We start from the raw sequence: 20229 nt of genomic DNA, 5'->3' as shown, positions 1-20229 counted from the left end.
GACATGACCCCGAAGATGCCCGCCCGCGAATTCCTCGACGCCTGCTCCGTCGACCCCGCCGTCCTCGAGCTGCGCCCCGACTACCGGGGGCTGCTCATGGTCGTCGATGGCCTGAGCCCCGAGGTCACTGCCGGCGACGGCGGGCAGGCGGTCGAGGAGCTGATCACCGCCGCCGAGAAGCATGCTGCCGAGCTCCTCTCGCAGACTCCGGTGGACGAGCTGCCCCACATCGCCGCCTGGCGCGCAGCCTACCGGGCCTTCGGCGCCAAGCCGCAGCGCACCCGCAACTCCCTGGAGGCGCTCACCCGCCGCGCCGAGAAGGGGCTGCCGCGTGTCAACGCGCTGACCGATGTCTACAACGCGATCTGCGTGCTGCATCAGATCCCGTTCGGCGGCGAGGACATGGAGCACTACCAGGGTCCGGCCCGGCTCTTCCGGGCCAGCGGCACCGAGTCGTTCGACACCGCCTCCGGCGGCGAGATGGTGATCGAGCACCCGGACGAGGGCGAGGTCGCGTGGGGCGACGACGCCGGGGTCACCTGCCGCCGCTGGAACTGGCGCCAGGGCCGGCGCACCGCCCTGAGCGATCGGACCCGCTCGGCGCTGTTCATCCTCGACGGGCTCGACCCGGTCAGCAACGACCAGCTCCACGCCGCTGCCGACGCCCTGGTGGAGGCGCAGACGGCCCTGGGGGCTGAGGTCTCCACGGAGCGACGTCTGCTGGGCGCCTCATGAGCGGTGCCGCCGCTGATCTCGCCGGATCGCCGTTCACCGGCCTCAGCGCCTTCCCGCTCACCCCGCTGTGCGACGACGCCGTGGATGAGTACGCGTTCGCGAGCATCGTCTCCCGGCTGGCCGCATCCGGCGTGGACTCGATCACCGCTCTGGGCTCGACAGGGTGCGCCGCGTACCTGACCAGCGCCGAGCGCGAACGCGTGGGGCGCCTGGCGCTCGAGCATGCCGGCTCGGTGCCGGTGATCGTGGGCGTCAGCGCGCTGCGGACCTCCCAGGTCCTCACTCACGTGGACGCCGCTGCGGAGGCCGGTGCAGTCGGTGTGCTGCTGGCGCCGACGTCCTATCAGCCGCTCACCGACCGCGAGGTCCTGGAGCTGTACCGCACAGTCACCGAGCACACCGATCTGCCGGTGGTGGTCTACGACAACCCGGGCACCACGCACTTCACGTTCAGCCTCGAGCTCTACGCGCAGATCGCGCAGCTGCCCGGGATCGCCTCGTTCAAGATCCCCCCGATGGCCCCCGAGACGGCCGGCGAGCGCGTGGCCGCAGTCCGAGCGGTGCTGCCCGAGCACGTCACCCTGGGCATCTCCGGCGACGCCTGCGCGGCCTCCGCCCTGCTGGCCGGCTGCGACGGGTGGTACTCGGTGATCGCCGGGACATGCCCGCAGCCAGCGCTGGAGATCATGCGCGCCGCTGCTGGCCCGCAGCCGCAGGACGCTCTCACCGCCTCCGAGCGCCTGGAGCCCCTGTGGGAGCTGTTCGCCGATCACGGCAGCCTGCGGGTGGTCGCGGCGATCGCCGAGCACCTGGGACTGGCTCCGGGCGACTGCCTGCCGCAGCCGCTGCTGGGGCTGAGCCCTGAGCAGCGCGAGCGCACAGCCGAGGCGGTTGCCGAGCTCGGGCTCCGCTGAGACCCGACCCGCCGGGGACAGCACGAGGCCCCGGCCTCCCGGGTGCGACGAGCAGACGCGATCCCGGGGGGCCGGGGCCCCTGGTGCTGACGACTCAGGCTTCCGTGAGGTCCTTGCCCTTGGTCTCCGGCGTGAAGAAGACCGTGGCCACGGCGATCAGCAGCAGGCCGATGGCGTAGAAGCCGAACGTGCGCGCGTCACCGATCCACGTGAACACGTAGCCGGCGGTGCCGCCGAAGGCCGCGATGGCGATCGCGTAGTAGATCCCGAATCCGCTCGTGCGCTGGCCCGTGGGGAACATCTCCGCGTCCGTGGCCGGGGCGTGGGAGAGGAAGCCGGCCAGCAGACCCACCTGGACGCAGATCGCGAACGTCAGCTGCCACATGGTGCCGCCGTCCACCAGATTGATCATGGGCAGGTAGAGGATCGCGCTGCCCAGCAGGCCGAGGATGATGGCCGGTCATCGTGATGCGCGCTCGGCAGCGAGAGCGCATGTGGGAGATGAGCTGAGGAAATCAGCGTTCGAGGTCGATTCGCGTCTCGACGCATCGATAGCCGGCCCGCTCGAACGCTGCTGCCATGGGTGTGTTCACGGCGTCGGTGGTCGCCGTGATCCTCTCCGCTCCGGAGGCGGCATGGAAGGCAGTGATGAACCCGAGGAGATCATCGACATATCCGTGCCCACGGTGCTCTGGCAGGACCGCCAGGTAGCCGACGTTGCGATTCGTCGGGGTGGCCGAAGGGATGGCGATCCCCACGACGGAGCCGTGCTGGTCGTACGCGAGGCGCCACCAGTCCCGCTCGCCGGGGCAGGAACGGTAGTAGTCCACTTCATCTCGCGCCAAGCTCAGCGCATCGGTGGTGGCCAGCTCGCGTCGGGTCAAGACGTCGAGGGAGCCGTGCGCGGCGCGGGCGAAGAGACTGATGAACGTGGCGTCATCAGCTGGCTCGAACCGCAGCCGCGGGCTGGGCGGGCTCACGGAGGTTCCCTGACCCCACTCGAACTGCCGCCGCTCGTTGTGATGACCGAGGCCGATGCCTGCGGCTTCCACGATCTTCGTACTGACGTCGTGGGCCACAGCGGCGTCGTCGCGCCATGCGACGGGGACACGCATGGTGTGCGGCAGCGGGACACGGATGCCTCGAGCTGCCAGGACGGCATGGCCGCGCTCCAGGAGCGCGCGGAGGACCGCTGGCGCTTCGGCGTGGTCGGCGATGACATCCCACACGTCCAGCGTGATGGGAGCCTGCTGGTCTCGTCCCCACCACAGAGCCCGGCCGATGACTCTGCCAGCATCGTCGAGGGCGACCTGTGACCACTGAGGCTGCAGACGCCCGGCAACGATCTCGTTCTCGATCTGGGCGGATGTCATCCCGATCCCGGGCGCGGTCGCCATGGCGGCGGCTTCCCGCAGCAGCTGCGCTGTGGGCGTCTCGATCCTCATGCCGCAGATTGTTCCGCGCACCGGGGCCGAGCGCGAGCGAATCTCACGGCTGCGTGGGGAAAGCCGCCAGACCTGGGAGCACTCGCACAGCTGCTTGAGCGAGCTGTCACGCGCTCCCGCGGCCGCGTCTACGACACCTGGGCCAGGGCAGGGAGCCAGAGCAGGATCGCGGACAGGAGGACTCGGTGCGCCCGTGAGGAATAGGTCTTGTCTGCCATCACGGCTTCAGGGGGTGGTGCGTGGACGCCCCCCCCTGGTGGGGAACATGCAAGGCGGCGAGAAGGCGGCTGAACACTTTGGAGTCACAGCCCTGCGCCGGGCCGACGGCGATGACCATCGGGCGGGACCCCGAACAGGGCATGTGCTTGCGCCGCCCCAGCAGCGACGCCAGACTCCCTGCATGAGCGCAGACCCGAACTCCCGCCCTCTGAACACCTGGATCGATGCGATGTTCATGCGCGGGGGCACCAGCAAGGGACTGTTCTTCCGCGAGCAGGATCTCCCTCCAGCGGGGCCGCAGCGCGACCGCGTCTTCACGGGCGCCCTGGGCTCCCCGGATCCGTTCGGCCGGCAGCTGGACGGGATGGGCGGCGGGATCTCGTCGCTGTCCAAGGTCGTCTCCGTGGCGCCGTCGTCACGGCCGGATGCGGATGTGGAATACACCTTCGGCCAGGTGGCCGTCCGCGAGGCGGCCGTGGACTACTCGGGCAACTGCGGCAATCTCTCGCCGGCCGTCGTGCCCTTCGCGCTGCTGGCAGGCATCCACGAGGTCGACGACGACGGACCCGCCAGCGTCATCGCGCACAACACCAACACCGGGAAGCTGATCGAGGTCAGGCTGGAGGTCGCCGATGGCGCCGCCGTGACCTCAGGTGACTTCGTGCTCCCGGGCGTGGCCGGATCCGGAGCACCCATCGAGCTGCGCTATCTCGACCCCAGCGGTTCGCGCACCAGCGGCGCACTGCCCACCGGGTGCAGCGTCGACACCCTCGAGGTCGGAGGGCGTTCGATCGAGGTCTCGCTCGTGGATGTCGCCACGCCCATGGTGTTCGTGGCAGCCACCGATCTAGGTCTCACGGGCGCCGAGCTGCCGGAGGCGCTCGATGCCGACGCGGAGCTCGCGGCGCTGGTGGAGCGGACCCGTCGGGCGGGTGCTGTGGCCATGGGCCTGTGCGCGGTGCCGGAGGACGCCCCGCAGTCCGTGCCCAAGATCGCCATGGTGGCCCCCCCCGGCCGACTCAGTCCTGCTCGACGGCACCGCCGTGCCCGCTGAAGAGTGCGACGTTCTGATCCGCGCCGCGTCCATGGGACTGAGCCACCGCGCGATCCCCGGCACATCGGCCATGTGCGCAGCGGCGGCCGCGAACATCGAGGGCACCGTGGTGCAGCGCTGTTCCACGAGCTGGGGCTCGGAGCTGCGCATCGCGACGCCGTCGGGTGTGGTCGCTGCCGCGGCCGACGTGAGCGCGGAGGACGGTGCGCTCAAGGTCACCGCGGCGTCGCTGTTCCGCACGGCCCGGCCGCTGATGCGCGGACAGGTCGCTCTGCCGCAGTGATGCGGAGAGGCCCGGAGCCGCACTGTGATGCAGTTCCGGGCCTCTCCCTCGGCCGGTTCAGGCATCCTCCGTGTCGTCCTGCACCTCGGCCGAAACGAAATCCGCTTTGGCCGCCACCGCATCCTCTACGAAGTCGATGGTGCGACGCTCAGGTTGCACCGGCGCCCCCCTCAAAAGAGCGTAGTCAAGCGCATCGTCTGGTCTTTTACCTGATATTCGAGCCCAACTATTGCGAGGTAGGGGTCTCGCTCCCCCCGAGGGATTTCGATCCGAGTACTACAGAGTAGATTCCCATGCTCATTTCGGCGGAAGTTGAATAGATAGGAATTGTCCACTGCCGCCCGAACGACATTCTCTAGTTCTGTTCGTGTAAGACCATCAAGGCCAGCATTCTTGAGCGATTCAAGCTTATGCTTTGGAGCATGTAAATATTTTTCGAACTTTCCCTGCTGGATCAGCACTGCAACATTGTCCAATGTAGACTTGACCCCCCTGGCGCCGTTTGCATCCAGGGTAAGATAGGCGAATTCAGTGTCATCCGGATCATATGCGACACTTGTAGGAATCTTATAATTCAATAGCGGGCAGTACAGGAAATCGGGTATCCCGAGGACCTTTAATCCGTAATCCAGGAATACCGTCGCCTCATCGGGCGCAATGCGGTCCGAATCAGGATTACCGGCCAAGAGGTGGCCACGGTGAATGATGCCAACCTGAGCGAGAGAGATTGCCAATAGATCACGCAGGCTTGAGTTGAAGCGCATGTCGCAGCCTGCCAAGAATCCCGGGCATCCTTCTGCGAGATTAATGAGACCTTCCTGCATGCCGGATGTCAAATTGCTCAAGTAAACCGCATATACTTGATTCGGGTATTTAATGTCTCGCACACGGTCCGCCCCGAGTGAACCACGCAGTGTTTCCATTGACCACTCGGGGTTTTGGTACCCAATGTCACCAACTTTAAGAGCATGACTTGACCCGTGGGATATCGCCGGCGAAATGATATCTGCGACGTCTTTACCGTACATGTCGGAAAGGCGTCCACTATCAAACAATAGGCATAATTCAGCGCGCCCCGTGGTAGGGGTTAGTGCCCCTCTAAGATCATCATAAAATAGGCCATGACCCCGGAGCTGGTCAGCCAGATCCGCTGCTAACCCCCATATGAGTTCTTGGAAGTTTGTGGAAGGGACGGAGTCTCTAATCACCGGCATTGGGGTGCAATCGCGAGCGTCGACCGTATGGACCTGCTTCGGGGCCTGCTTCGGGATGATCATACATTGGATTATACATGTAGATTATTGCTAATTACGACCAGGGATTCTTTAGCAGAGACTTGGGGTTTTTGCGGCCTTTGTTTCCCGCGACGGAGCGACTTTACTATGGCTTGGATTGTCACCACGGCTTGTCAAGCACTCACTAATAGGTGACGAAGTTGCATTTCATACTCTTCTTCAGATTCGCCTATAGTGAACGCTGATTCTCCGAATCTATGCCTAATCGTTCTGAATATAACAGAATTTCTGGCTCTATAGTGGATTAATGGCCCGCATGGCAAATCTGGCGCGTCGGATGAATTAGCGCCGGGCTGGTTCATTATGATAACGAGTTTACGGCGGGCACTTGGACATTCCTGACGCACTCCATCATGCGCCCCAAGGCTTACCGGATAAACCTCAGAATGTATAGCGAGTCGACGGCCGAGTGGGGATTAAATTCTTTGCTGAATTGCGGTTATTGCTCTGCTGCATGCCACCCAACAAGTCGTTGGAATTTGATTTCCGGCCCGTATGCGTGTGACTAATCTCATGCAATTTTGTATTGTGCCCCCTTTCGGGGGCCTCTTTGGTTTTTGTCAAGGCGCCATCACGACTGTGGACGGATTCTGATGCGGGGTCGAGTCTTGGTACTGGGTGCCATCCGGCAGCATCGTGTAGAGAGCATCGGCGCGGCACCAGCGTGATCAGGGCTTGTTTAGTGGCGCTTGCCCTGGCCGCGCTTGCGGTCGTAGTACGCCCTCGAAGCTGGGTTATGCTCTGAAGCGAAGGCCGAGTGGATCAGAGCTCGCTTCTGTGTCTTGTTCCCGTCTCGGGGTGCGGGTTCACCTCGGATCGAGGTCCCGGAGCGTCTGACGACTGGTGCAAGGCCGGCGTAGGAGGCCACAGGTGCCCTGCATCAGCGAAGTCCTTGCCCACGACCTCGGTGAGGCTCTGTACAACGGTCCTGGTCCCTAGCCCCTTCTGAGACGCCCAGGAACTGTATTTGGGACGGAGCTTCTACGGTCTGAGCCTCGAACGGCTGCTGCTGATCTCTACCAAACTTTTCCGTCAGGTGCGAAAGGGCCCGGAACTGCAGAATCCTGCAGCTCCGGTCCCTGGGTCGCCTCGCCGGACGGCACGACGGTCAGCGGATTAGAAGTCGCAGTTCTTGCTCTCTCAGAATGCCCAGTCCTCGTCCTCCCTGATGAGAGGCGGAAATCCTGCGGCTCCTCCAGCTCCGATGGCCGCTCGTGCCATCTACGTGCCACTCACGATCGAAGCCGCTCTGGAGGGCCAGATCGATGCCATCGCACATGCCCAGTTTACCGCCTGGCGGCCTCATCGGCGCGGCAACTTGTTCGTGCTTCACGCAGCGCGTCGCGCACTCTCCCTCTAGTTCCGTGGCTCACCCGGGGAGGTCAGCGGCTCGACCTGTCGCCTGGGGCACCTCTGGCAATCCGATCAGGCGACCTCCCCTGGGACCTTGCCTGCCGTGGCAGGTGACTGAGTCATCATGCCTCAGTCACCCCAACCCCCAGGTGGACGACAGGCGCTCTCGGCCCTCTGACCTGGGATTTCTGCGGTCCAGAGGGGTCACTTTCACGTCATGGGATGCATGGGACGCATGGTTCTGGTCCCGGTTTGGTACCGGTGTTTCAACTGTCTCGCGTGTCCTCCGGCATGAGCCTGGCCGCTGCGAGAGCTTCTGCGAGTGGATCCTCACTTCTGGAGGTGCGGTGGTCGTCTGGCTGCTTGCACCGATGTCGAGACAGGAGTCCACACCAATGGCCAAGCTCAGTCTCGATGCGTACGTTCCCGTGGAGTCTGTTCGCTGTCAATCCAGATTTGGGAGGGAATGAAACCGGTGGAGTTGCGGGCTCTGCCCCATGCTTGACCGCGACCGATACCGCCCAGCACTGCACTGACTGCTTCGATCGCAATGAGTGCCTGGTCGACGTCAGCAAAGAGCCCACTGGTGACCAGCGGATGCGCTGTGCCTTCAGCCCTGAGGTCGTGAATGAGATAGTTCGCAGTCACACTCCGGTACCTTCGGTGCTCATCACGAAAGTCCGCAGTGAGGATGTGCGGATACCCGGTGGGCGCCAGCCGACCGATATCGCCGAGTACACGATCCCGATCGGTCCAAGCTCCCGCGCGGATTCTTTGTGCTTCAGAGTTCCCCGACCGCACTTCCTCTTCGGCGACAGCAAGTGCCCTGTCGAACCTCTTGTACTCGCCGGCGAGCTCGGTGAATCGGGGATCTGTAAGGATAGTTGCGGTAAGGCGTAGAATCTCGAACTGCTGCCATGCTTCTTCCAGCGGTTCTTCTCCGAGGGACAGTGAACTGGCCATAAGAGGAGCGACGATGTCGAAGATCCGCGTGCGCGTGTTCGTCGCGTCCTCATATGTCCTTTCTGCGTCGAGGCCAGCAGAGAGGGTTTCATATCCACCTCTGTGTCGATCGGGGCGCTTCAATGCGAATAGTCGCGTGAGGAGGTCAAATCGTTGCGCTGCGACCGCTGCGACACCGGCCGTGTAGAAGAGGATGGTTCCAGAGACGACTCGGAGTGACAGCAGCGCCACGCTCCCGTCGCCATCAGCCCGGGTCGCGAAACGGGGCATCTCGTCGAGCCACCATCGGTCGGTGGTGGCGTCACCCCAGTAGGCCAGAGGCGCGACGAGAGCTGCGGGCAGCCGCGTTGCTTCCTCGACTCGTGCGAGCTTGCTCTCATAGACGCCGCGCTCGTTGTAGTTGGTGAGATGGAACTCTGGGAGCCGGTGCAGGGTGTCGAGCTCGCGGTGGAGCGTGTCGTGGAGTCCAATCGCTACGGTACGGCCGGAGAGTTCTCGCTTGGCAGTCTCGACGGCGACGGGAATCGTTAGCGGATGGCGGGCGCGGCGAGTTGCTAGTGCGGTGACACCGTCGGCGAGGCCTCCGAATCCGGTATCGGCATCCTGGGCTACGTGGACTCCCTTCTTGAGGATGCGTAGTCTGGTGGCTTTCTGGGACGGGTTGGCCGGTTCGAACCAGGTCAGGGTGAACCGGTTCGGATAGTGTTCCGCAATTGCCTCGCGAAGGGCGGGATCGTATGTTGCTGACCATCCGGCGATAATCAGGCCGTAGTCCTCCAGGATCCGTTGCAAGAGGCGTTGCGTGCTCGGATGGTAGGCCTCGAGCTCGGTGAAGGTGTTGAGCATGCTGGTCGGGTTGAGGTAATCGCCGTGGAGGTGGATGACACAGCAGTCGAGCGTATGCAGGGGTGCCATTCCATCAATGTCGGCAGGGGTGGCAACGACGGTCAGTTCGATGCCCTCGGCACGGATGGCTTGCTCGATGAGGTGGTCGAAATTCAAGGTCACGATCACCTTCACCGCTTCCGAGCGCACAAGCCGAGCGATTGCACGGTGTGCAGGGGTGGGCAGCTTGCGTCCCGCGTCAACATCCTCGGCGTCTTGTTCGAAATAGCCACGGAGCAGGCGCTGCCGTTCGATCTGCGTGGGAGCGATATGTTCCAGGACCCCTTCGTAAGTCGGGGCTGCGCCGTAGGAGTCCTGATACCAGGCCATTGGATCAGCCGGTGTCGCCCCAGCGAGGTCGGCTGCGCGGGTGACGAGGTCCTCGAGTACACCCCAGGCTGTAGGGGTCCGGGACTGATGCAAAGAAAGGTGACAGTTTGAGTGTCAAGCTGCGAGAGCAGCTGGCTCTATGATTGCTTCGTACTCTACTGGTGTCAATCGACCCAACCGGGCTTGTCGGCGACGTCGGTGATATGTCCGCTCGATCCAGGTCACGATCGCGATTCTCAACTGGTCGCGAGTGGTCCACCGGCGACGGTCGAGAACGTTCTTCTGCAACAGGGCGAAGAACGATTCCATGGCCGCGTTATCGCCCGCTGCGCCTACTCGTCCCATCGACCCGATGATGCCGTGACAGGCCAAAGCCCGAGTGAATTTCTTCGATCTGAATTGGCTGCCGCGGTCGCTGTGGGTCACGCATCCGGCCACGTCACCCCGCCTGGTCACAGCCATCTCGAGGGCATCGACAGCCAACCGGGCCTTCATCCTCGAGCTGATCGAATAGCCAACGATCCTCGACGAGTAGGCGTCCTTGACCGCACAGAGGTACAGCTTGCCCTCATTCGTATGGTGCTCCGAAATGTCGGTCAACCACAGCTGGTTCGGGCCATCAGCTCGAAACTCGTGCCTGGTCCGGCAGTCGGCATCGACAACCGCGCACAGATCGTCGTGAACGGGTGGGCCGGGTTTCTTCCCGTTCTTCGCCCGGCCCTTACCGAAGGCGGAAAACCAGTCATTGGCCGAACACAACCGCCACGCAGTGCGTGCCGCCATGGGTTGGCCGGCCGCTTCGGCTTCGTCGGCGAGGTATCGGTACCCGAACTCGGGATCATCGCGGTGGGCATCGAAGAGCGCATCGGCCCGATATGCCTCAATGACGACTGCTTCAGGGATGGGTGCTGCCAGCCACCGGTAGTAGGGCTGGCGGGAGAGCTTCAAGACCCGGCACGACACCGCCACGGGGATCCCGTCGGCGGCGAGCTCTCTCACGAGCGGGTAGAGCCTTTTGACGGCAGATTCGCCTGTGACAGATACGCGGCCGCGCGGCGCAGGACCTCGTTCTCCTGCTCAAGCAGACGATTGCGCCGACGCATCTCTCGTAGTTCGGCGGACTCGTCGCTGGTGTTGCCGGGTTTGTTGCCGGCATCGATTTCTGCTTGGCGGAGCCATTTGTTGATGGTGCCTTCGTGGACTCCGAAGTCCTTGGCGATCTGTCCGATCGTCGTCTTGGAATCCCTGGTCTGGACGACGCGGATGACGTCGTCGCGGAATTCTTTCGGGTAGGGCTGTGGCATGGTGTCTATCCTTCCAGGCTTGCCTATGAACAAGCCAGATTAGATGTCACCTAACCCTGCATCAGTCCCGGCCTCGGTATCGAATAGAGACATGATTGTCGGGTGCCGCCGATCGTTCAGTACGATCACCAGAACAGAATAACGTTGGGAGCAGGTCCGCGGCTCCGAGGCACGAGGGGGCGAGGTATGAGACTGTCCAAAGTCGAGATCAACAATCACAGCAGGATCCAGGATCTCAACCTCGCTCTGCGCCGTCACGCAGTCATCGTTGGAGCGAACGACGTAGGCAAGTCATCGATCCTGCGCATGCTGAACCTGCTCTTGGGAACCAGCACTTCCGGGCTCTACCAGGCTCTCAAGCCCAGCGACCTGCGTGACCGTGAGCAACCGCTCGTCGTCAATGCCTTGTGGACTGATCTCACTGAGGAGAACCGTCGACCCTTCCCGTCTGAGATCAGCATCGGCGACGACCACGTCACCGAGTACCTTTGGGTTCAGATGCGGGTGGAGGCGGACCCCGAGGACGAGGAAACCGTCACGATCCGTCGTTGGTTCCCCGAAAGCGGGCACGAACGGACCCCTAACCGTGAACAGCTTGAAGAGTTTGGGTGGCGCTACCTCCGGGCGACGCGCGGCGCGTCGATAATGGATGGCGCACACAGCCCGGTGCGTACGCTCCTCGCCGCGGCCGATCTCGGTTCGAACGAGGAAGGGTTAAAGGCGCTCCTCGACCAATTCACTGAAAAACTTGCCGGCAACGAATCAGTTAGTGAGCTGCTGGACCGTGTGGCTACCCACCTCAGCCGCTCCATGCCGCGCACCGTCTCCCAGGATGACTTCTCGGTCAGGAGCGTGACCGATCCATCTAGCGACGTCCTCCAAGACGTGACGATCTTCCTCAACCGAGGTGACGACCAGGTCTCGTTGACAGAGCAGTCCGACGGCGTTCGCCAGCTCATGTCCATGACGCTCTTCGACCTTGCCGAAGGCACAGCGAACGTGCTCGCGATCGACGAGCCGGAAATTCACCTGCATCCGACAAGTCAGCGGACAGCGGCGGATCTGTTGAGCGGCGATGGGAACCAGAAGATCATCGTCACTCATTCGCCATACATACTCCACCGCTTCGAGCCATCAGAAGTGGTCGCGGTGGACCGCCACGGGAGGTGCCACCAGGTCGGCGAGGCGAAGCTATCGAAGATCGAGAAAGTGCGAGCACACTGGTGGTCTCCACGGCTTCTGGAGGCCCTGACCGCGCGTTTTGTCATCCTGGTCGAGGGTGACGCCGACCGGGTGATTGTGAAGGCCGTAGCGGAGAATCTCGGGATCGATCTTGACCGTCTCGGTGCTGTCGTTGTCGAGCTGGACGGAGCCGATAAGTTCAGGAATGTCTTCCCGCTCTTAGGCCCCGACGGCTTCGGACCCACGCTCCTCGGGCTGGTGGACGAGAACGAGAGCGGATCCTGGGTCAACGCTTTCAAAGGCAAGCGGCATACCGTCGTTGATAAGAAGGTGTTCATCTCCGATGTCGATCTCGAGGACGAGTACACGCGCGCTCTCAGCGGGCCTATAGCTGCGAAGGCACTCGTCGACGGTGGGTTCTGCCGTGAGCAAGGCATACTCCAGGCAGCGGAAGTCGCGACGCTCGACGAGATCACGCCGGAGGCTGTAGCACAGTTCTGTCGCGACAAAGGCAAGGTCGACGCCGCATCCTGCATTACTGAAGCGCTCACACCGGAGAGGGCCGGCAAAATTGGTAGCGTGACGCGCCTTCTGCGCTTACTGGATGATCTGAGCCAGCAGTGAGCGGGTTCTCTCTGAGCCAGGAGCAACTGGACGCCGCAACCTCCGATGAAGACCATCTACTGATCATCGCGCCTCCGGGGTGCGGCAAGACCGAGGTCCTGGCACACCGGGCAGCCCACCAGATCGACTCACTGGAGCAGAACCAACGCGTTCTCGCCTTGACCTTCACCAAACGAGCCCGCTCGAACCTCGAAGAGCGACTGCGTTCTGTACTCGGTCGCGGACGGGCGCGACGCCAGATCGTCGTCCGCAACCTCCAAGGGTTTGCGACGCAGATCGTTCTCGCCCATGGCAGGACCATTGGACTCGACGTGGAGAACCTCGAGCTGCCGAAGACCAGCACCATGCGGAAGGCGATGGAGGCCGCTGGTGGCGGCTCCGGAATGTACGACGGGGAACGTCTCTTGAGCGAGATCAAGCGACACCCGCTCTCCGACGCTGAAGTGCTTACAGCCCTCCAGCAACGAGCTTCTGGACCCGTTGGCACACTTGCGAAACGCGTTGAACAGGCGCGTCAGGACGGAAATCAGCTCCACTACGACGACCTTCTTCGGCACGCGCAACGCCTGCTCCGAATCCCCGCGGTCGCGAGGCTCTACCAAGCGCACTTCGGGGCGGTGCTTGTCGACGAATTCCAAGACCTCTCGATGCAGCAACTCGATCTCGCCCTGTTGGGTTGTACATCAAGGCGTACGTTCGCCGGCGACCCTCTCCAGGGCATCTACTCCTGGGCAGGGGCGGCGCCTGCGGAGGTAGAAGCGGAGGTGCGGAAGTCCTGCGGTACGCCCGTCCGACTACACGAGTCCTACCGTTCGTCGCCCAAGGTCCTCGCGGCGGTGAACTCCGTGAGCGAGGAGGTTGACCCTGGCTCTGGTCTGGTCTCTGCTCAGCCGGAGCTATGGCCTGGCGGAGGATGCTCTGCAGCGCTCGTTTCTCAGGACCGCGGTGCGGAAGCGGAACTGTTGAAGCGTCTGGCGGGAGCCATTGCCCGGCGTGATCCCAGTGCGTCCATCGGCATCATCACCCGTGTCTATTGGCGCAGATCAGATATCGACGTCGCTTTCGCGAGTGAGACATCGTTCCCCGTGCGGCGCTGGGATCTCGCGATCGAGGATCCCGGGATCGTCACGCTCATACAATCAACGGTCGCCACGCTCCCGCGCGCTGCCACGATCGCCGATGCCAGGCTCGCGGTACTCGACGCCGTCGACCCAGCCGACGTCGACGCCCGTGAACTCGTCGACAGCGCCTTCGACACCCTAGAGCAAAGCGACGCCCCCACGGCACGAGCCGCCGTGCGATCCATCAGAGTCTCGGACCCCAAGCAGACGACTGGTCCGGGCGTCCACCTGCTGAATGCTCACACAGGAAAAGGCCAACAGTTCGACTGGGTGTTCGCGATCGGCCTCGAAGAAGGACACCTGCCACTCAAACGGAACAACCACGGCGACGCACTCTCTGAGGAACAGCGGGTGCTCTTGGTAATGCTCTCCAGAGCACGCCACGGCTTGATTGTGACGAGAACAGAGCGTGCAGATGGACCGTATGGGTCCTACGCAGCGACTGAGAGCCGGTGGTGGAAAGGAATCAACGCTGAGTTCTCATCGCTCGAACAGGTCGAAGCTCACTTGGAGGCGAGCATCACGGCGTCTTGATGGAACAGCCCAGGCAGGGCACATTCGCCCAGTACTGACGGCGAGACTTCCGTTGCTGCGTAGACGACCTCTGCAAGCGGGTTGAACAGTGCTGTCACGAGGTCGCGGGAACGGGAGCTCACGTGGAGAGCGTGGTACCTTGCTCGGCGTAATAGCGGGTCAGCGGCGTGGACAGTGACCGGTCACCGTCACTGGCGGCGACCGAGCGCAGCAGGTACTTTTACCCGTTGCCCGCGCTCATTACCCGCATGGAGACTGTCATGCAGATCAGGTATGCATCGGCACCAACGGCTCCGATTACGCAGGGATTCGGCGGCTGTGCCGGCTGTGTTGGCGGTAGTGGGCGGGAGTGATGCCGACGGCCTGGCGGAAGAGCCGGGCGGCGTGGCCGCGGCTGTACCAGCCGACCTCGCCCATGGCCTGCTCGATCGGCAGGTCGGTCTCGCGCAACAGACGCGCCAGGCTCTCGGCTCGCACGGTCGTCAGGTACGTCATCGGAGTCTTGCCGTAGGCCTCCACGAAGACCCGTCCGAGCTGAGACGGAGAGAGGTAGACCGCCGCGGCCAGTTCGGGCAAGGTCCACCGTCGAGCCGGCCGGTCCCGCAGCAGGCCGGCCGCGGCACGGGCCTCAGCCCGCAGCGGCGCCAACCTTTGGAAGGCGGGCGCGGCGGGCCAGGTGGCCTTGTGCTGGGTCGGGGACTGACGCACCGTCGTGGTCTGCACGAACGGGGAGACCACGTCCAGCACGCCGAACAGCAGGGACTGCATCCGGTAGAACCGCTCCGGCGCCGGGCCGTCCAGGCTGAGTTGGCCGAGTTCATCCAGCCACGGCATCAGGCGGCCGGCGCGGTGCTCACCCAGCCGCAGTATCTGGGCGGGTTCGGCGTTGCGGGCGGCGAGGAAATCTTTGGCCTCCAGCCGGTCGCTCAGGATGGCGGCGTGCTGCCAGAACACCTGGTCGACCACATAGTCCCGATCCAGGTACAGGGTCGTGGTCGTGACCCACTCTTCCGGTTGGGCCCCGCACAGGGTGTTCGCGGCCGGCAGCACCGCATCACCAACCCCGACCGGGCGTTCCCCGAACTCGCTGAACAACCAGGCCGCCCCCGCCCGCACGAAGATCAGCTTCACGCAGTCATAGGCGATCGGATCACGCCGCCGATGCACACTCTCCGTCCGCGTCACCACCGGCGAGAAGCCTTGTTCGGGCACGTCGCCAGCCGACGCCCCAGACGCGACCGGAACCCGTCGAACGTCCACTGCCGTGTCCCGCTAACGCCTTGCCGTCGGGTCACCTGCCGCAGCCTGCTGGCGGGGAGCATCGTCAACTTCCGTCACGGCGCTGTGTCCCATGCTCTCGCTAGGTGCGTGTGTCGGTGTGGTTGAGGATGATCGAGGTGCCGGCGATGACGACCACGGCCAGCACTGCCGACAACCCGATGGTGAGGCCGACGACGTCGGGGGTCAGGGCTGAGACGTCGAAGCTCGTACCTTGCCCCGTGAGCATCGTTGCGCTTCCGGTCTGTGTGGTCCGAGTGAGCAGTGCGTAGGGAGTCACGGCGACACCAGGAATCTTCAAGAGCAGCGCCATCGTGCTGGCCCCGGTGAGCACGAGCGCGATGGCGACCGGCGCCGCGAAGCTTCGCGCGAAGGTAGACAATGCCGATTGGAAGGCAACGACTGGGACTTGAGCGGCGATTATCAGCAGGCTGGTGATGAGGTAGTCCGTCGGAAGCATCCCGGGAAGGCCGAAGACGAACTTGCCGAGCCCGATCACGGCGGCCACGAGCACGATCTGCATCACGGCGGCGAGGATCGAGATCGCTGCGATCTTGCCGACCACGATCTGCCAAGTGGGCACGGGGCGGCTCATCAGCGCGTTCCAGTTGCTGTTCTTGTGCTCCACGCGCCACACGAGCGAGGCGAGGATCGCAATGCCGACGGGCAGGATCGCCATGCCGTAGAACCCGATCGACCGGACCCACAGCGTGTGCCAGCCGTCGGCGAACTCACCTTCGACGGCGATAGTGCTGCCGGAGCCGGCGACGACCATGATGATCGGCAGGAGCACGACGACACTCCAACTCATGGACCGCTTGAGTTTGAGAAACTCCGACATAATCGAACCCATAGTCATGCCTCCTGGCGGTCGAAGCGTCCGGTAACGAACAGGAAGAGAGCCCCGCCCACGACCGCTAGCCCGATGACGCTGAGGTAGGGCAGGTCGAAATACACGGGTGTTTCGCCGACGTAATCGGACTGCACCGTCAGCGGGTAGTAGCCCCAAGGGACAAGATGGGCCAGCCAGGAGGGGAACAACTCGCCGAAGATCGCTAGGAACATTCCGACCAGGCCGACGCCGATGCACACGAGCTGGTTCTCGACCGTCGCCGACAGCAGGATGTGGAACGCGAGCACGGCAAGGTTGATGATGATGAGCGCGCCGATGTAAGTGGCCCAGCGTCCGAGCGGGGCGGGTGTCGATATCCCGATCAGGGTGCCGAAGCCCACGATCACCACGCCCCACACGGCAGTGGCTGCGGCCACGAGCACGCCGAGCGAGACGAATTTCGCCCGGCACATCTGCCCAGGGGTGAGGCCGGACGTGGCTGAGGAGAGCCATCCGTTGCCGGTGTGCTCGATCTCGACCTGTCGGCTGGCGATGACGGCCACCAGGATCGGCGCGATCAGCGCCGCTCCCATGCCCAGGCCACCGAACAGTGTCTTCCATGCGTAGTCGTTGGGATCATCGAGGCGTTCGAAGGCACCGGACCCGAACGCGTTGTACATCGACATCAGCGCGACGCTGATCGCCAGCAACGCGACGAAGAGTCCCACACGGAGGTGACGCATCTTCGCGAACTCATTCGCGATGGCGCGGGCGTTCACAGTCCGCCTCCTTCGGTGAGTCCCATGAACACCTGCTCCAGGGTCTGCTCATCGCGGCGAACCTCGTAGATGGCGATGCGTTCGCTGACGAGTGCGGCGATGATCCCGGCGGTGGCGCGTTCGCTGAGTTCGGTGACACGCACTTCTCCTTGGTCGACGCGGCAGTCCGCGCTGTTCGCCAGTAATTCACTGGCGCGGCTGGGGTCGTCGCAGCGAATGAGGACGTCGGGGGTGGCGGCGGAGAAGAGTTCGTCGCGGGTGCCCTGGAAGATCATCCGTCCCTGGCTGAGGATGCCGAGCATGGTGGCGGATTTGTCGATCTCGCCGAGCAGGTGGGAGGACACCATGACAGTGACACCGCCGTCGGCAAGCGTGCGCAGCAGCTCGCGCATCTCCTCGATACCAGCCGGGTCCAGGCCGTTGGTCGGTTCATCCAGAATCAACAGCTTCGGCTCTCGGGCCAGAGCCATCGCGATACCGAGGCGCTGCTTCATCCCGAGGGAGTAGTTGCGGACCTTCTTGTCCATCTGGCCCTGCATCCGCACCGTCGCGATCGCGAACTCGATCTGCTGATCGTTCAGACCGAGCAGGCGCTGGATGATGCGCATGTTCTCCCGGCCGGTGAGATGTCCGTACCCGGGAGGCGACTCGATGAGGGACCCGATCCGACCCAGATGCTCCCGTCTCGTGCTGCGATCCATGGGCTTGCCCATGATCTCGACGCCGCCACTGGAAGGCTGGACGAGGGAGAGCAACATCTTCATGGTCGTGGACTTGCCCGACCCGTTCGGGCCGAGGAACCCGTAGATCTCCCCCTCGGGAATGTAGAGGTTCAGGTCCTCGACAACGGTGCGCTTGCCATAGCGTTTGGACAGGTTCTCGGTTGCGACGATGGTGGCCATACATCCATCGTTCCGAGCATCACCGCCCGGGTCGTCACTGGCGTGAGTGATCTTTCGGGTAGTCCTCACGGACTACCCGCGGAACCCCTGCCTCCAGGTTCGTAGGTTCAGACGAGATCGTGCTGGTAGGCGAAGACGACGGCCTGCACCCGGTCCCGCAGGTCAAGCTTCATCAGAATGCGGGAGACATGGGTCTTCACCGTGTTCTCCGCGATCACCAGGGATTCGGCGATCTCACCGTTCGACAAGCCCTGGGCCAACAGTCGCAGGATCTCGTGCTCCCGCGATGTCAACTCGTCCAGACGGGCGTTCATCGCGAAGGACCGCGCGGAGCGCGCCGGCTTCGAGACGGTGAAGTGGTCCAACAGTCGCCGCGTGGTGCTCGGAGCCACGACGGCATCGCCGTGATGGACATGTCCGATCGCCTCTGCAATACCGTCCGTCGGGGTCTCCTTGAGCAAGAACCCCGACGCGCCAGCCTGGAGCGCGTCGTAAGCGTACTCATCAAGATCGAACGTAGTCAGGATCAGCACCCGCGGCCCGCCCGCCGCGCAGATCCTGCGGGTCGCCTCAACGCCGTTCATCCGCGGCATCCGCACATCCATCAGCACGACATCGGCATCGATCTGTTGCACCAGATCGACCGCAGTGTCTCCGTCATCGGCCTCACCGACGACCTCGATCCCCGGACGGGATTCCAGCACGAGCCGGAGCCCCGCCCGTACCATCTCCTGGTCATCGGCCAGCACGAGCCGGATCGTCACTCCGCTCCTCCGCTCAGTGGCAGCGTCACCGTCAGGTCGAATCCGCCGCCTTTCCTCACGCCCGTGCGAACGTCTCCTCCGTACAGGGCGACGCGCTCGCGCATCCCGACAAGTCCGTGCCCCGCTCCATCCGGGAGCCACATGCTCGGTCCGGCCCCGTCATCGGCGATGGTGACCGCTAATTCAGCGTTTGTGTATTCGAGGTGGACGTCGACCCGAGACAGCGTCGGTCCGCCGTGCTTGCGGGCGTTCGTGAGGCCTTCCTGCACGACCCGATACACGCACAGGTCGAGGCCCTCGGACAACGGCACGGGTTCATCCGACACGCTTAGCTCTGCGGGAAGCCCCGCTGCGCGGGACTCGTCGACAAGGACCTGAAGCCGGCCAACGCCGGGCTGCGGTCCCAGGAGCGCCGCCTCCGAGGTGCGCAGCACTCCGACCATGCGCCGCATCTCGGTCATCGCCTGTCGCCCCGTATCACGGGCCGTGACCAAGGCCTCCTCGGCGCGAGCCGGTTCAGTGCGGACCCTCGACAAAGCACCGTCAGTCATGAACACCACCACGCTGAGACTATGGGAGACGACATCGTGGATCTCCCGCGCGATCCGGGTCCGCTCCTCCGCCGCCGCGATCTGAGCCTGCGTGTCCCGTTGCTGTTCCAGCTCACGTGCGCGCTCCCGCAGGCTCTCGGTGTAGTCGCGACGCACCCGAACGATGGTGCCGGCCAGCCACAGGACTACCACACCCACCAAGAACTGTGTCATGGCGCCGTACCCCACCCGGAGGCCATCGTCGAACATCTGGCTCAAAGCTATTGCGAGCCAGACCATCACCACGACGGCGGCAGGTGCGCTCTTGGTCCACCGGAACCTGCTGGCCAGAAAAAACACCATGAAGACGAACAACAGGTCCACGACCATGACGCCCACGTTCAGCAGCAGCTGCGCGAAGGCCACGACAATCATCACCGCGAACGCACGAAACGGATACTGTCGCCGCACCACGTACGCCCCACACAGCACGACTGAAATCACCACGAGGGCGGCATTCGCGACCCAGCCCCTGCCTGCACCCGTAAAAGCACCGATGACCATGAGGTTGTAGGCGAACACCACGCCTACGGTGACGGCGTCTATCAGGAGTGCATGGCGCTGCCACCACGGTACCGGGGGTTCGCTGAGGAGCACACGCGAAGCGTGGACGCCTTCTTCGTCCGCGACCGCGCCATGCTTCGAACCCGTCATGCCCCCCAATGCTATCGCTGCCGTCTGGCAGGCTGACGAACGTCAGCCCCCGCTACGTAACACCACGCTCTGGCGGTGAATCGCCCCGGGTTTAATGGAGACATCGATAACCCGGAAGGATGGGCGGCATGGTCGCACCACGAAAGTACCCCGACGAGCTACGCGAGCGAGCCACGAGGATGGCGATCG

17 protein-coding genes and 1 pseudogene are annotated in these 20229 nt (G+C 63.7%); 6 read left to right on the top strand and 12 right to left on the bottom strand.

Annotation, left to right across the window (positions count from 1 at the left end; translation table 11 throughout):
* The first annotated feature begins 3 nt into the window (after positions 1 to 3).
* Positions 4 to 735, top strand: a complete 732-nt coding sequence (locus tag FFS25_RS12215) for a B3/B4 domain-containing protein (RefSeq protein WP_040560233.1) — start codon at positions 4 to 6, stop codon at positions 733 to 735.
* On the top strand, positions 732 to 1649 hold the full coding sequence (locus tag FFS25_RS12210) for a dihydrodipicolinate synthase family protein (RefSeq protein ID WP_006213326.1): 918 nt from the start codon (positions 732 to 734) through the stop codon (positions 1647 to 1649). The genes FFS25_RS12215 and FFS25_RS12210 overlap by 4 nt, the downstream gene beginning before the upstream one ends.
* 94 nt (positions 1650 to 1743) lie before the next feature.
* On the opposite strand, the gene FFS25_RS12205 is transcribed toward FFS25_RS12210, so the two are convergent.
* Positions 1744 to 2061, bottom strand: coding sequence for an MFS transporter (locus FFS25_RS12205; RefSeq protein WP_040560234.1), 318 nt, complete (start codon positions 2059 to 2061; stop codon positions 1744 to 1746).
* Positions 2062 to 2164: 103 nt separating this feature from the next.
* Entirely contained in the window at positions 2165 to 3046 is an 882-nt protein-coding gene (locus FFS25_RS12200; RefSeq protein WP_235044697.1) for a GNAT family N-acetyltransferase, read from the bottom strand.
* Positions 3047 to 3494: 448 nt separating this feature from the next.
* Here FFS25_RS12200 and FFS25_RS12195 point away from each other — a divergent pair, with 448 nt between their 5' ends.
* Together FFS25_RS12195 and FFS25_RS13890 are read left to right on the top strand one after the other, a co-directional pair.
* Entirely contained in the window at positions 3495 to 4367 is an 873-nt protein-coding gene (locus FFS25_RS12195) for a PrpF domain-containing protein (protein ID WP_249933894.1), read from the top strand.
* Positions 4357 to 4650, top strand: coding sequence for a PrpF domain-containing protein (locus FFS25_RS13890; protein ID WP_249933893.1), 294 nt, complete (start codon positions 4357 to 4359; stop codon positions 4648 to 4650). Before FFS25_RS12195 ends, FFS25_RS13890 begins: the two co-directional genes overlap by 11 nt.
* Positions 4651 to 4820: 170 nt before the next feature.
* On the opposite strand, the gene FFS25_RS12190 is transcribed toward FFS25_RS13890, so the two are convergent.
* The 4 genes and pseudogenes from FFS25_RS12190 to FFS25_RS12175 all read right to left on the bottom strand — a co-directional run bounded on the left by FFS25_RS12190 (position 4821) and on the right by FFS25_RS12175 (position 10780).
* Complete coding sequence (locus tag FFS25_RS12190; RefSeq protein ID WP_137803101.1) at positions 4821 to 5927, bottom strand: hypothetical protein; 1107 nt, start codon at positions 5925 to 5927, stop codon at positions 4821 to 4823.
* Between the two features lie 578 nt (positions 5928 to 6505).
* Positions 6506 to 6890: pseudogene (locus FFS25_RS13885) on the bottom strand (transposase); the annotation flags it as partial.
* A gap of 813 nt (positions 6891 to 7703) precedes the next feature.
* The gene (locus FFS25_RS12180; RefSeq protein ID WP_137803100.1) at positions 7704 to 9476 is read right to left on the bottom strand and encodes an SIR2 family protein; all 1773 of its coding nucleotides are present in this window, start codon (positions 9474 to 9476) and stop codon (positions 7704 to 7706) included.
* Between the two features lie 114 nt (positions 9477 to 9590).
* A protein-coding gene (locus tag FFS25_RS12175) for an IS3 family transposase (protein ID WP_137803099.1) occupies positions 9591 to 10780 on the bottom strand; the annotation gives its coding sequence in 2 pieces (ribosomal slippage) (positions 9591 to 10493 and positions 10496 to 10780; 1188 coding nt in all).
* Between the two features lie 186 nt (positions 10781 to 10966).
* Here FFS25_RS12175 and FFS25_RS12170 point away from each other — a divergent pair.
* Together FFS25_RS12170 and FFS25_RS12165 are read left to right on the top strand one after the other, a co-directional pair.
* Positions 10967 to 12586 carry an ATP-dependent nuclease gene (locus FFS25_RS12170; protein ID WP_137803098.1) on the top strand — a complete coding sequence of 540 codons (1620 nt, stop codon included), beginning with the start codon at positions 10967 to 10969 and terminating at the stop codon, positions 12584 to 12586.
* Complete coding sequence (locus FFS25_RS12165; RefSeq protein ID WP_137803097.1) at positions 12583 to 14241, top strand: UvrD-helicase domain-containing protein; 1659 nt, start codon at positions 12583 to 12585, stop codon at positions 14239 to 14241. The genes FFS25_RS12170 and FFS25_RS12165 overlap by 4 nt, the downstream gene beginning before the upstream one ends.
* 297 nt (positions 14242 to 14538) lie before the next feature.
* On the opposite strand, the gene FFS25_RS12160 is transcribed toward FFS25_RS12165, so the two are convergent.
* From FFS25_RS12160 to FFS25_RS12135, 6 genes are all read right to left on the bottom strand, one after another.
* A complete protein-coding gene (locus FFS25_RS12160) occupies positions 14539 to 15429 on the bottom strand; it encodes a helix-turn-helix transcriptional regulator (protein ID WP_137803107.1) in 891 nt (296 codons plus the stop codon).
* 172 nt (positions 15430 to 15601) lie between these two features.
* Positions 15602 to 16378, bottom strand: coding sequence for an ABC transporter permease (locus FFS25_RS12155; RefSeq protein ID WP_245348838.1), 777 nt, complete (start codon positions 16376 to 16378; stop codon positions 15602 to 15604).
* Positions 16375 to 17130, bottom strand: coding sequence for an ABC transporter permease (locus tag FFS25_RS12150; RefSeq protein ID WP_137803096.1), 756 nt, complete (start codon positions 17128 to 17130; stop codon positions 16375 to 16377). Before FFS25_RS12150 ends, FFS25_RS12155 begins: the two co-directional genes overlap by 4 nt.
* Positions 17127 to 18032 carry an ABC transporter ATP-binding protein gene (locus tag FFS25_RS12145; protein ID WP_137803095.1) on the bottom strand — a complete coding sequence of 302 codons (906 nt, stop codon included), beginning with the start codon at positions 18030 to 18032 and terminating at the stop codon, positions 17127 to 17129. Before FFS25_RS12145 ends, FFS25_RS12150 begins: the two co-directional genes overlap by 4 nt.
* A 107-nt stretch (positions 18033 to 18139) precedes the next feature.
* Positions 18140 to 18796 carry a response regulator gene (locus tag FFS25_RS12140; RefSeq protein WP_137803094.1) on the bottom strand — a complete coding sequence of 219 codons (657 nt, stop codon included), beginning with the start codon at positions 18794 to 18796 and terminating at the stop codon, positions 18140 to 18142.
* On the bottom strand, positions 18793 to 20040 hold the full coding sequence (locus FFS25_RS12135) for a sensor histidine kinase (protein ID WP_137803093.1): 1248 nt from the start codon (positions 20038 to 20040) through the stop codon (positions 18793 to 18795). Before FFS25_RS12135 ends, FFS25_RS12140 begins: the two co-directional genes overlap by 4 nt.
* Between the last annotated feature and the right edge of the window lie 189 nt (positions 20041 to 20229).

It is taken from the genome of Kocuria sp. 2SI, from assembly GCF_005502825.1.
GTDB classification, from domain to species: Bacteria; Actinomycetota; Actinomycetes; order Actinomycetales; family Micrococcaceae; genus Kocuria; species Kocuria palustris.
Note: the sequence above shows the minus strand (reverse complement) of the source record. Positions and strands in the feature narration are given on the sequence as shown.